14 protein-coding genes and 2 pseudogenes are annotated in these 12,195 nt (G+C 57.1%); 5 read left to right on the top strand and 11 right to left on the bottom strand.

The window, feature by feature from the left end:
- Positions 1-460: class I SAM-dependent methyltransferase (locus DD606_RS22045; RefSeq protein ID WP_176691459.1), on the top strand; the 460-nt coding region annotated here is incomplete at its 5' end.
- A 97-nt stretch (positions 461-557) separates the two neighbouring features.
- Here the strand turns inward: DD606_RS22045 and uspA are convergent.
- Complete coding sequence (gene uspA, locus DD606_RS22040; RefSeq protein WP_003861223.1) at positions 558-995, bottom strand: universal stress protein UspA; 438 nt, start codon at positions 993-995, stop codon at positions 558-560.
- A gap of 283 nt (positions 996-1,278) precedes the next feature.
- Here uspA and uspB point away from each other — a divergent pair, with 283 nt between their 5' ends.
- A complete protein-coding gene (gene uspB, locus DD606_RS22035) occupies positions 1,279-1,614 on the top strand; it encodes a universal stress protein UspB (protein WP_003861224.1) in 336 nt (111 codons plus the stop codon).
- 54 nt (positions 1,615-1,668) lie between these two features.
- Here the strand turns inward: uspB and pitA are convergent, their stop codons facing one another.
- Complete coding sequence (gene pitA, locus DD606_RS22030) at positions 1,669-3,168, bottom strand: inorganic phosphate transporter PitA (RefSeq protein ID WP_003861225.1); 1,500 nt, start codon at positions 3,166-3,168, stop codon at positions 1,669-1,671.
- Between the two features lie 228 nt (positions 3,169-3,396).
- Here pitA and DD606_RS22025 point away from each other — a divergent pair, with 228 nt between their 5' ends.
- On the top strand, positions 3,397-4,596 hold the full coding sequence (locus DD606_RS22025; protein ID WP_003861226.1) for an NAD(P)/FAD-dependent oxidoreductase: 1,200 nt from the start codon (positions 3,397-3,399) through the stop codon (positions 4,594-4,596).
- Between the two features lie 86 nt (positions 4,597-4,682).
- The gene (locus DD606_RS22020) at positions 4,683-5,708 is read left to right on the top strand and encodes a TerC/Alx family metal homeostasis membrane protein (protein WP_015571505.1); all 1,026 of its coding nucleotides are present in this window, start codon (positions 4,683-4,685) and stop codon (positions 5,706-5,708) included.
- Positions 5,709-5,775: 67 nt separating this feature from the next.
- Here DD606_RS22020 and DD606_RS26690 read toward each other — a convergent pair whose 3' ends face one another.
- The 4 genes and pseudogenes from DD606_RS26690 to DD606_RS22005 form a co-directional block, all read right to left on the bottom strand.
- Positions 5,776-5,823: a hypothetical protein gene (locus tag DD606_RS26690; protein WP_223831791.1), complete on the bottom strand. Its 48-nt coding sequence runs from the start codon at positions 5,821-5,823 to the stop codon at positions 5,776-5,778.
- Positions 5,823-6,422: pseudogene (locus DD606_RS22015) on the bottom strand (HAD family hydrolase); the annotation flags it as partial. The pseudogene DD606_RS22015 and the gene DD606_RS26690, both read right to left, overlap by 1 nt.
- Positions 6,423-6,537: 115 nt before the next feature.
- Complete coding sequence (locus tag DD606_RS22010) at positions 6,538-7,332, bottom strand: SDR family NAD(P)-dependent oxidoreductase (protein WP_022651983.1); 795 nt, start codon at positions 7,330-7,332, stop codon at positions 6,538-6,540.
- Between the two features lie 32 nt (positions 7,333-7,364).
- Complete coding sequence (locus DD606_RS22005) at positions 7,365-8,246, bottom strand: LysR family transcriptional regulator (RefSeq protein WP_003861231.1); 882 nt, start codon at positions 8,244-8,246, stop codon at positions 7,365-7,367.
- Between the two features lie 99 nt (positions 8,247-8,345).
- Between DD606_RS22005 and DD606_RS22000 the strand changes: the two genes are divergently transcribed.
- Positions 8,346-8,852, top strand: coding sequence for a phenolic acid decarboxylase (locus DD606_RS22000; protein WP_003861232.1), 507 nt, complete (start codon positions 8,346-8,348; stop codon positions 8,850-8,852).
- Positions 8,853-8,912: 60 nt separating this feature from the next.
- Here DD606_RS22000 and acpT read toward each other — a convergent pair whose 3' ends face one another.
- The 5 genes and pseudogenes from acpT to DD606_RS21975 all read right to left on the bottom strand — a co-directional run.
- Complete coding sequence (acpT, locus tag DD606_RS21995) at positions 8,913-9,506, bottom strand: 4'-phosphopantetheinyl transferase AcpT (protein WP_003861235.1); 594 nt, start codon at positions 9,504-9,506, stop codon at positions 8,913-8,915.
- A gap of 2 nt (positions 9,507-9,508) precedes the next feature.
- Positions 9,509-10,738, bottom strand: coding sequence for a beta-ketoacyl-ACP synthase (locus DD606_RS21990; RefSeq protein WP_003861237.1), 1,230 nt, complete (start codon positions 10,736-10,738; stop codon positions 9,509-9,511).
- Positions 10,735-11,466 carry a 3-ketoacyl-ACP reductase FabG2 gene (locus DD606_RS21985; RefSeq protein ID WP_026094333.1) on the bottom strand — a complete coding sequence of 244 codons (732 nt, stop codon included), beginning with the start codon at positions 11,464-11,466 and terminating at the stop codon, positions 10,735-10,737. The genes DD606_RS21990 and DD606_RS21985 overlap by 4 nt, the downstream gene beginning before the upstream one ends.
- Entirely contained in the window at positions 11,460-11,933 is a 474-nt protein-coding gene (locus tag DD606_RS21980; RefSeq protein WP_023323848.1) for a dehydratase, read from the bottom strand. Before DD606_RS21980 ends, DD606_RS21985 begins: the two co-directional genes overlap by 7 nt.
- Positions 11,933-12,195: pseudogene (locus DD606_RS21975) on the bottom strand (beta-ketoacyl-ACP synthase); the annotation flags it as partial. The pseudogene DD606_RS21975 and the gene DD606_RS21980, both read right to left, overlap by 1 nt.

Genomic DNA, 12,195 nt, shown 5'->3' with positions numbered 1-12,195 from the left:
GCTGGGGCGCGATGCGTTTGTGCTGGCCTCGGTGGGCTGCCGGGTGCGGATGCTGGAGCGTAATCCGGTTGTCGCCGCGCTGCTCGACGACGGGCTGACGCGGGGCTATGAGGACCCGGAAATCGGCCCGTGGTTACAGGAACGTTTGCAACTTATTCATGCCTCCAGCCTGACGGCGCTCACCGACATCACCCCGCGCCCGCAGGTGGTTTATCTCGACCCCATGTTCCCGCATAAGCAGAAAAGCGCGCTGGTGAAGAAAGAGATGCGGGTGTTTCAGTCGCTGGTGGGGCCGGATTTAGATGCCGATGGCCTGCTGGAACCGGCTCGTCAGCTGGCGACGAAGCGTGTGGTGGTGAAGCGGCCGGACTATGCGCCGCCGCTGGCGGACGTTGCGACCACTAACGCGGTGACCACGAAAGGGCACCGGTTTGATATTTATTCGGGTACGCCGGAATAGAAAAAGCCGGGTGGCGGCTTCGCCTTACCCGGCCTACATCCTCGATCTATTCCCTCTCCCTTTGGGAGAGGGTTAGGGTGAGGGGAATTTAACGCACTTACTCGTCTTCTTCGTCACGCAGTGGAACAATCAGCATATCCACGTGAACGGTGTTAATCAGCTGGCGCGCGGAAGACATCAGTTTGCTCCAGAAGTCCTGATGGTGACCACATACCACCAGGTCCATATCGTATTTCTTAATCGCATCAACCAGCACCTGGCCCAGATCGCCGCTACCGCTTAAGGTTTCAGTGATCGGATAGCCCGCGTTGGTAGAAAGCTCGCTCAGCGCGTGGTGAGTCTCTTCGGAGATGCGTTTCTGCATATCGCCGAGATTCACGTCGATCAGACCGGTGTAGAGGTCGGAGTAATTCACATCAACGTGAATCAGCGAAACTTTCGCGTTGTAGGGACGTGCCATGGATACTGCTTTATCAACCAGCACTTTACTCTCCGGGGAGAGGTCTACCGCGATAAGAATGTGTTTGTAAGCCATAGTGTTACTCCTTCCTTAAGTTATCGATGACTAAATGGGAAAGCCGTCGTCTGATGCTTTCATTACGGCCCAGTTAAACATATTTTTCAAGCTTTGGTGTTGATAACGATTAACCTTGTGGCAAAAAAATTAACGGATCTCCTACACTATTTAATGAGCCGTTCGGATATTAAAACGCGAACCGGATCGACTTTTGGTCATTCTTTTACTGAACTGTCTGTCAGGGCATTGGGGTGCGGTAGCTCAGGAGCCTTGCTTCGTGGGCGGACGCCGGGGAGGATGTATGATTAGCACCGTCGCATTGTTTTGGGCGTTATGCGTGGTTTGCATAGTGAATATGGCGCGCTACTTCTCATCGTTACGTGCGCTGTTAGTGGTACTTCGTGGTTGCGATCCGTTGCTTTATCAGTATGTGGACGGTGGAGGGTTCTTCACCTCGCACGGACAGCCCAGCAAGCAGATGCGTCTGGTGGGGTATATCTACTACCAACGCTACCGCGATCACCACGATGAAGAGTTTATCCGTCGCTGCGAGCGCCTGCGTCGTCAGTTCATTTTGACCAGCGCCCTCTGTGGTCTGGTTGTGGTGAGTATGATTGCGCTGATGATTTGGCACTGAGCATAAAAAAAGCGGGCCAGTTTCCTGACCCGCTTTTTTGTCGCCTTCAGCCGATTAAATCAGCTTCAGCGAAATCCAGTACAGACCGCCAGACAGCAGGATGGACGCCGGGAGGGTGAACACCCAGGCCATCAGGATGTTGGTCACGGTTTTACGCTGCAAACCGCCGCCGTCAACAATCATTGTACCTGCCACGGACGAAGAGAGTACGTGGGTGGTGGAGACTGGCATACCGGTGTAACTCGCCAGACCGATAGATACCGCTGCCGTCATCTGCGCGGACATACCCTGCGCATAGGTCATGCCTTTCTTACCGATCTTCTCGCCGATGGTGGTCGCCACACGACGCCAGCCAATCATCGTACCGATACCCAGCGCCAGCGCGACCGCCATGATGATCCAGATTGGCGCGTACTCAATGGTATTGAGCATATCGCCTTTCAGTTTCTTCAGCAGACGTTGGTCGTCAGCATTAACCTCTGGCAGCTTCGCGACTTTATCGGTCACGTCGGAGATACAGAGCATGATGCGACGCAGCTGACCACGCTGTTCAACAGCCAGTTTGTCATAGCTTTCGATATCGGCCAGCATGCCTTTCGCACGTTCCAGCGCGTTAATCGCGTTTGCCGGATGGCAATGGAACTCGCCCGGTGCCGTCGTTGCGCCTGACTCCGGAGAAGGAATCAGCTGGTCCACGCCGGTCGCTTTCTTCAGCAAATCAGGATGCTGCTGGAAGTAAGTCTCAACGTTGTTTACCGCATCACGGGTACGGGTGATTTCGTAACCGGAGGCGTTCATGTTAACCACGAAGCCCGCCGGTGCGACGCCAATCAGAACCAGCATCACCAGGCCGATACCTTTCTGACCATCGTTCGCGCCATGAGAGAAGGCGACGCCGATAGCGGAAATGATCAGCGCGATACGCGTCCAGAACGGCGGCTTTTTCTTGCCGTCTTTCTTCTCACGCTCTGCTGGCGTCAGGTGGATACGCGCACGTTTTTTCGTGTTGCTCCAGTAGCGACGCAGGATGAAAATCAAGCCACCCGCCACCACCAGACCGACGATAGGGGAGATGATCAGAGAGCCGAAAATGCCGAGAACTTTCGGGATATTCAGCGCATCAACGACGGAGGTCCCGGTCATCAGGGCATTGGTTAACCCGATACCGATAATCGCGCCGATGAGGGTGTGAGAGCTGGATGCCGGCAGGCCGAAATACCAGGTACCGAGGTTCCAGATAATCGCAGCAAGCAGCATAGAGAACACCATGGCCAGGCCATGACCGGAACTCACGTTAAGCAGCAGATCCGTTGGCAGCATATGCACAATGGCATACGCAACGCTCAGTCCGCCCAGGAGGACACCAAAAAAGTTAAATACCGCCGCCATAACAACCGCAAGCTGCGATCGCATTGCGCGAGTGTAGATAACCGTTGCTACTGCGTTTGCAGTGTCGTGGAAGCCGTTGATCGCTTCGTAAAACAGCACAAAAACCAGAGCAAGCAATAATAAAAGCCCGGTATGTAAATCCAGGCCGGCAAACAAATGTAGCATAGGACGTTACGCCATTTTGAGGACATGAACGCGGCGCATTATCCAGGACAAATGCGCAACGGGCAAAGTGAAATATAGACTTTTTTTGACATACCACCTGATTTGAGAAATGTGCCTTAAAGGATAATCTTTAAATATCAATGAAATGGCTTTGTAATATCTTTTTACGCTGGTGCGACCACTGAGGAAACTTTACAATCCGCGGCAGTTAACGAAGAGGATTTTGACGTGGAAAGGTTTGATGCCGTAGTAATTGGCGCCGGTGCGGCGGGTATGTTTTGTGCGGCGATGGCCGGACAAGCGGGTCGTCGCGTGCTGCTGCTGGATAACGGAAAAAAGCCTGGCCGCAAGATCCTGATGTCTGGCGGCGGGCGCTGCAACTTTACTAATCTTTATGTCGAGCCTGCGGCCTATTTGAGCCAGAACCGCCATTTTTGCAAATCTGCGCTGGCGCGCTATACCCAGTGGGATTTTATCGAACTGGTGGGTAAACACGGTATCGCGTGGCATGAGAAGACGCTGGGACAGCTGTTCTGCGACGACTCCGCGCAGCAAATTGTCGATATGCTGGTGGCCGAGTGCGAGAAAGGCGGCGTAGTAATGCGCCTGCGCACCGAAGTGCTGGACGTCGCCCGTGACGAGCAGGGCTACACGCTGCAACTCAACGGTGAGACCGTCAGCGCCGATAACCTGGTGATCGCCAGCGGCGGCCTCTCGATGCCGGGGCTGGGCGCCTCACCGTTCGGCTATAAAATTGCCGAGCAGTTTGGCCTGAAGGTACTGCCCACCCGCGCCGGGCTGGTACCGTTCACGCTGCATAAGCCGCTGCTGGAGCAGCTTCAGACACTCTCCGGCGTGTCTGTACCGTCGGTCATTACGGCCGAAGACGGCACGGTGTTCCGCGAAAACCTGCTCTTTACCCATCGTGGACTCTCGGGGCCGGCGGTATTGCAGATCTCCAGCTACTGGCAGCCGGGGGAGTTTGTCTCCGTAAACCTGGTGCCGGACTGCGATCTGGACGCCTTCCTCAACGAGCAACGCGCCGCGCACCCGAATCAAAGCCTGAAAAATACCCTGGCGATGCAGTTGCCGAAGCGTCTCGTGGAGTGCTTGCAGGTGTTAGGGCAAATTCCGGATGTTGCGCTCAAGCAGCTCAACAGCCGCGAGCAGGAAACGCTGGTGGAGACGCTGACGAACTGGCGCGTACAGCCAAACGGCACCGAAGGCTACCGCACGGCGGAAGTGACGCTGGGCGGCGTGGATACAAACGAACTCTCATCCCGCACGATGGAAGCCCGCAACGTGCCGGGTCTTTATTTCATTGGTGAAGTGATGGACGTGACCGGCTGGCTCGGCGGGTATAACTTCCAGTGGGCGTGGGCCAGTGCCTGGGCATGCGCGCAAGCGCTGGCTGAAAAGAACGGTTAATATTTATTTTTTAGCGTGATGCGTCCTTAACGGGCCCACGCTTTTTATTGTGTGCATGGTGTTTTGTCTTCTTAAAAGGGTTGTCTATGTCTGCTGCTCATCTCGGTTTCCCGACGGAAACCGTTGTTGTCTTCGTGGTGATGGCCGTTGGGGCGATGTTTATCGACCTCTTCATGCACCGTCACGATAAACCGATCTCGTTGAAAAGCGCGGTTATGTGGTCCATCTTCTGGGTCATGATGGCGATGGCCTTCGCCGGATTTTTATACGTGCACCACGGCGCGGAGATGGCCAGTCTGTTCCTGACCGGCTATGCGCTGGAAGAGGTGCTCTCCGTCGACAACCTGTTTGTGATGATGGCGATCTTCGCCTGGTTCGGCGTGCCGGATAGATATCGTCACCGCGTGCTCTACTGGGGCGTGCTCGGGGCGATTGTGTTCCGCGGTATTTTTGTTGCCATCGGCACCAGTCTGTTGAGCCTGGGGCCGTATGTTGAGGTCATTTTTGCGCTGGTCGTCGGCTGGACGGCGGTGATGATGCTGAAACGCAATGAAGAGAGCGATGAAGTAGAAGATTATTCCAACCATCTGGCGTACCGCCTGGTGAAACGCTTCTACCCGGTGTGGCCAAAAATCAGCAGCCATGCGTTTATCCTGACCCAGAAAGAGGTGGATGCCGAACTGGAGAAGCCTGAAAACAAGGATGTAATGGTAGGCCGCGTGAAGAAGGCGAAGCGCTACGCGACGCCGCTGCTGCTCTGTGTTGCGGTGGTGGAGCTGTCCGACGTGATGTTCGCCTTCGATTCCGTACCCGCAATCATTGCCGTCAGCCGTGAGCCGCTGATTATCTACAGCGCAATGATGTTCGCGATCCTCGGCCTGCGTACCCTCTACTTTGTGCTGGAAGCGCTGAAGCAGTATCTGGTGCATCTGGAGAAAGCGGTGGTGTTACTGCTGTTCTTCGTGGCGTTCAAGCTGGGGCTGAATGCGACCGACCACTTCTGGCATCACGGTTATAACATCGGCGCCACGGCAAGCCTGTTTGTGGTGCTGGGGGTACTGGCGCTGGGGATTATTGCGAGCGTGATGTTCCCGGGAAAACGTGAGGCCTGATGTACCGCTTTTCTCCCTCTCCCTGTGGGAGAGGGCCGGGGTGAGGGCACCGGGCCGCACCTAACCCTTAATTGGTGAATTTCGGCGCTTGCTCGGATGATGAAAATGCCGCCAGTGTGGATCCTGCGCCGCCGCCAGCAACTCGTGGTCGCCACGCGTGTCGCCCCAGGCGCGCAGGTGATACGCGTTCAAATCCCCATACACCTTCTCCAGCCTCGCCACCTTCTGGGCACACCGGCAGTTGTGGCCGGTGATCCGCCCGGTCAGCTTGCCGTCTTTCACTTCCAGCTGCGTGCCAATCAGCTTAATGCCGAGCTTATCGGCCCACGGCTGCAATACCAGCGCCGGGGAAGCAGAGCAAATCGTCACTTCCGCACCGGAATTGACCTCGTTGGCGACGGCCAGCACACCTTCCGGGCGCATCAGCTTGTTCCAGTATTTTTCACAGAAGGCTTCCGCCTGCTGACGTAACCAGTGCTCATCCACCCCCGTCAGGAAGGTTTTGATCAACACCTCTTTCAGCTCATCTCGCGTCAGCTTGCGGCGCACACAGTGCAGCGTAGGCAGGGCCATGCGCACCAGACGGCCAGCAAAGTAGCGCTTGCCAAAGGCAAAGCGCAGGAACGGGATAAAACTGTCGTGGTGCGTCAACGTACCATCAAAGTCAAAGACAGAGAGCACGCTGGACTTCGCCACGGCTTCGTCGGCAATCATATTGGTCATAAATACGTCTTAGCTGAAATACACATTCTGTTCACTAGTTTACCTGCTTTACCTTCATAGTCCTTATATCAGGCCGCATTTTTTCCTGAACCTGTGGCCTGACGGGTCAAACTATGTCATCCACCACGCCACCGTCAACGCGCAGCGCCGCGCCGGAAGTCGCGGAGGCCTGCATGGAACAGACATACACCACCATATTCGCCACTTCTTCTACCGTTGCGGCGCGCTGAATAACCGAGCTGGGACGATTCTCCATCACGAACGCTTTCGCCAGCTGCTCCAGCGATTTACCGGTTCTTTCGATTTCGTCTTTCATCATCGCGGCAAAACCGTCCGACATTGTCGGGCCCGGCAGTACGCTGTTCACCGTCACGCCGCTGCCTGCCACGAACTTCGCCAGACCGCGCGCCAGCGAGAGCTGGGCGGTTTTTGTCACGCCATAGTGGATCATATCCGCAGGAATATTGCAGGCCGATTCTGACGAGATAAACACTACCCGACCCCAGCCCTTTTGTACCATGCCGGGCAACAGGGCACGGGAGAGGCGCACGCCGGACATCACGTTGGTTTGCCAGTAGCGTTCCCAGGTCTCGTCGTCGGTGGAATAAAAATCCTGCTGGCCATAGATCCCGGCGTTATTCACCAGAATATCGACGTGCGTGGCGACCCTGAGCAGTTCGTCAACGCCCTCCTGCGAGCTCAGGTCGGCGATGGCGGCACGGACCTGTACGCCAGGCACCACCTGCTGTAGCGCCTGAATGCCTTTATTCACCGAGTCGACGCTGCGTCCGTTTACGATCACTTCCGCACCGCTCTCCGCCAGCCCGCGGGCGATGGCAAACCCAATACCGCCGGTGGACGCGGTCACCAGCGCTACTTTCCCCGTTAAATCGATTTTCATCGTTCACTCCTTGTCGTTTTATGGTTCAAAACTTAAAGCGTAGCAGTTGACGATGACGGCTCCTGCTTAAAAAGGCGCAACAGCGTCTCAACCTGCTCGTCCAGCGGGCTGAGGGAGCGTTTGACGATGAGGTGCAGCGGCGTGGCGCGACGTACGCCGTGGCTGAGCGGCAGCGTTTTAAGGATGCCCTGCTGGAGCGGGGTCTGAATGCGTTCTTCCGGTAACCAGCCGTATCCAACCTGATACATCACCGCTTCGATTGCGGCATCGATAGTGGAGAATGTCCACGACTCTCCGGTGGGGTGAGTGGTGGGCTGGCTGTCTGCGATCTGAATGCGCGGCCACGGCCGTAGCATCTCGTCATTAAGCGGCGTATCCAGCGCAAACAGCGGGTGAGCGTGATGCGCGACGGCAACAAAATCGATATTCATCAGCCATTCGCCCAGGCCGGTAATGTCCTGGCGGCGGGTTAAGACCATCACGTCGGCTTCATCATTGAGCGCATCTGCGCGGCTGTTTTCCAGCACCTCGGTAAGCCGCACCTGCGTTTGCGGGTACAGCTGCTGAAACTGGCGCAAAATCGCGAACAGCCGGCTACGCGGAAAAATACTGTCTACCATCAGGTCGATACGGGTTCGCATCCCGCTGCGCAGGGTCGCAGCGCGCGTTTCAACATAGGCGAAGGCTTTCAGCAGCGGTTTAACCTGATTCAGCAACAGCTCACCCGCCGGGGTTAGCACGGCACGCCGTCCCTCTGTCATCAGGAGCGCCACGCCCAGCCGCTCCTGCAAAAGCGACAGGTTATAGCTGACCGAGGACTGGCTGCGGTAGGTCTCTTCCGCCGCCTTAGCGAAGCTGCCAGCCTCGATGACTCTCTCCAGCAAGGCCCACTGTTCGAGCGTCGTCTTGTGCATAATTAATCTAAATTTTGGATGAATTTGATTCAAACATAGCGTTATTCATTCATTTTTTGAAGGGGTACGATCGTCTCATCAAAACAAAGGAGACAGCGTATGAGCACCTTCGATAAACATGATTTAAGCGGCTTCGTCGGCAAACATCTTGTATATACCTACGATAATGGCTGGAATTACGAAATTTACGTTAAAAACGAAAACACCCTGGACTACCGTATTCACAGTGGTCTGGTGGGCAACCGTTGGGTGAAAGATCAGCAGGCCTACATCGTCCGTGTTGGGGAGAGCATCTATAAAATTTCCTGGACGGAGCCAACCGGTACTGACGTGAGCTTGATCGTGAACCTGGGCGACCGCCTGTTCCACGGCACCATCTTCTTCCCGCGCTGGGTCATGAATAATCCGGAAAAAACCGTCTGCTTCCAGAACGATCACATTCCGCTGATGAATAGCTACCGTGATGCCGGACCAGCGTATCCAACCGAAGTGATTGATGAATTTGCCACCATCACCTTCGTGCGTGACTGCGGTGCGAATGACGATAGCGTGATCAATTGCGCGGCCAGCGAGCTGCCTGCAAACTTCCCGGAAAATTTAAAATAAGATCGAGAACAACGTGAACGGGACATCGGCCATGTTGGTTTTAACCGGCATGGCCGTTTTTTATGCCGCAGGAATACCGGAGTAAGTAACCGCTTCCGCCGTTAAGGTGAAAGGCGTAGGGGTACAGACCGCCAGGCTCAGCGAGCCGAAGCGTAGCTGACTGACCGGGAGCGACTGGGCGGTGCTGTCAATGCTGACTATCTGCCACGCGCTGCCGCCACGCTGTTTGACGATTGCCTCTTTGCGTGTCCAGATGCGCCAGAATGCGGAAAGCTGCTCTTCCGGCGCTTCACGTTCCAGCTCGTCATGTTCGGTGAGGCTGAAAACGGCATTTGCCAGCGCCTGCCAGTTCTCCCGCGGGCGGATCACTTCGATATCGCAGCCCACTTCACCTTCATCGCTCATCAGCAGGGCAATATCGTCCCCGCTGTGGCTCAGGTTAAACCACAGCGGATGGCCGTTAGCGAAGGCCGGTTTTCCCTGCTCGCCGTAAATTATCTCGGGAAGGGGCGAGGGGGATAAGGTTCTGGCGAGCAGCGTCCGGCCTGCAAGCCAGGAAGCGTGTCGTGCACCCTGAGGTGCCATGTCTGCGAGCGTTGACGCCAGCGGGTCCGCGCTAAGGGTGGAGATCTTTCCCAGTACAAACTGGTACATAGTTACGCCCAGCGTTTAATGATTATCGAGGTATTGATGCCGCCAAAGGCAAAGTTATTGCTCTGAATAAATTCGCAATCAATCGGGCGGGTTTCCCCCATAATATAATCTAAAGCGCCGCATTGCTCATCCGGTTGTCTTAAATTGAGCGTCGGCGTGAACCAGCCCTCCCGCATCATATGCAGACTCAGCAAGGCTTCCAGCGCGCCGCAGGCTCCCAGGGTATGACCGAAATAACTCTTTAAGGATGAGATGGGCACGCTGTCGCCGAAAATGGCGGCGGTCGCCTGACTCTCGGCGATATCCCCGCGATCGGTTGCCGTGCCGTGGGCAGAAATGTAGCCAATGTCCTGAGGGCCAAGACCCGCCATCGCCAGCGACTGCTCCATACACACCTGCATGGTTTCACGCTGGGGCTGGGTGATGTGCGCCGCATCGCAGTTGGTGGCAAAGCCCACGATCTCGCCATAAATTGTCGCTCCGCGCGCTCTGGCGTGATCCAGTGCTTCCAGCACCAGCGTACCCGCCCCTTCGCCAATCACCAGGCCATCGCGCTGAACGTCAAACGGCGACGGCGTGGTTTTTGGCGCGTCGTTACGCTGGCTGGTGGCAAACAGGGTATCGAAAACCGCCGCTTCCGACGGGCACAGCTCTTCCGCGCCGCCTGCCACCATCACCGTCTGGTAGCCGTGACGAATCGCTTCCCAGGCGTAGCCAATCGCCTGGCTGCCAGAGGTACAGGCGCTCGAGGTGGGGATCACCCGTCCGCGCAGGCCAAAGAACAGCCCGGTATTCACCGCCGTGGTGTGCGGCATCATCTGCACATAGGTGGTGCCGGTGATGTTGTGGGTGTGCTTTTCGGTGAGCATGGAGGCAAACTCGCTGACCGGCCCGGTGCTGCCCGTCGACGAGCCGTAGGCGATGCCGGTCTGACCGTTGGTCAGCACCGCGTCGTCGATTAGTCCCGCCTGCTCCAGCGCCAGCTCGGTGGCGCGGGTAGAGAGCAGCGACACGCGGCCCATGGCGCGAATGCGCTTACGGGTATAGTGAGCGGGGAGAGTGAAGTCTTCAATCGGCGCGGCGAGCAGGGTTTGCAGGCCGTCATACGCCTGCCACTCCGTCATGGTACGCACCGCATTTTCATACTCGCGCAGACGGCGCGAGATGGTCGGCCAGTCCTCGCCGAACGCGGTGACGCCGCCCATGCCCGTAATCACTACCCGGCGGGTCATAGCATGCCTCCGTTAATCGAAATCACCTGACGCGTCACATAGCCTGCTTTATCCGACATCAGGTAACTCGCCAGCCCCGCGACCTCCTCGGCCTGGCCCATACGCTGCATCGGGATCATCGACATCGCCGCGTGCAGTGCGGCTTCGTCCATCTCGATCATGCCGGTATCGATCAGCCCCGGCGCGATGCAGTTGACGGTGATTTTGCGTTTTGCCAGCTCGGTGGCGAGCGCTTTGGTGGCGCCGATGATCCCGGCTTTCGCCGCGCTGTAGTTCACCTGCCCACGGTTGCCCATAATGCCTGACACCGACGACAGGGTGATGATCCGCCCGCCCTTGCGGGTGCCGATCATCGGCATAATGCAGGGATGAATGACGTTATAAAAACTGTCGAGATTGGTGTGGATCACGCTGTCCCAGTCATCGTCGCTGAGCGCAGGAAATGCGCCGTCGCGGGTAATACCGGCGTTACTGACCACGCCATACCACGCGCCGTGGTCAGCGATCTCCTGTTCCAGCACCGTGCGGCACTGCTCGCGGTTGCCCACGTCGAAGGTGAGTAAACGGCCCGCGCCGCCTGCCTGGACAATCGCTTCCAGCGTCTCCTGCGCGCCCGCTTCATCACGATGGTAATGCACGCCGACGGTGAAACCGTCCGCCGCAAGCTGAAGGGCGATAGCGCGGCCAATGCCTTTGCTGGCGCCAGTGACCAGTACGGATCTCATGATGGTGTTCCCTGGTTGAAAAGTGTGGTTAATTCTTCCTCGCTCGGCTGGAAGGTGTTCACGCGGCCCGTGGCGAGGGAGACACTATCCGCATGAATGGTGCACTCGAAGCTGCCAAAGCGTTCATCCTGCATCAGACGTTCGATGGTGATGGTCAGCGTGCTGCCTGCGGCAAAATGCCCTGCGTCGCACACCAGCTCGCGCGCGCCCAGCACCATGCCCAGCGCACAGTGCGGCAGCCCTTTTTGCATCCGGTGCCATTCAGACCAGACGCCCACGGTCTGGGCCATCAGCTCCAGCGCAAACCAGCCAGGCAGGTTGCCGTCCGCGTCCAGGAACGGGGCCAGAACGCCCCGTTCGTTCACCGTCACGCTGCAAACGGCGCGGTCATCGGTGACGCTTTCCACGCTCTCAAGCAGCAGCATCGGCGTGTCGTGAGGAAGATAATCCCCGGGAGGTAAGTAGTGCATCATACTCTCCCCAGCAGAAGGCTGGCGTTGTTGCCGCCAAACGCGAAGGAGTTTGACAGGATCACCGGTTTATTCAGCGGTGCGCTCTGGTGCAGTAGGCCGAAGGCGGGCAGGGTGTCGTCCGGCGCGTAGCGGGAAAAATCCTGCGGCGGCAGCGGCAGGTCTCGGGTCAGGATCAGCCAGCTCAGGGCGGCCTCGGTGATCCCCGCGGCGCCCAGCGTGTGGCCGGTAAGATGTTTCGTGGAGCTGCACGGCACGCGGT

The sequence above is a fragment of the Enterobacter cloacae complex sp. GF14B genome (assembly GCF_004136805.1).
GTDB classification, from domain to species: Bacteria; Pseudomonadota; Gammaproteobacteria; order Enterobacterales; family Enterobacteriaceae; genus Enterobacter; species Enterobacter hormaechei_C.
The sequence above is the reverse complement of the archived record's forward strand: the minus strand, read 5'-3'. Positions and strand labels throughout refer to the sequence as shown.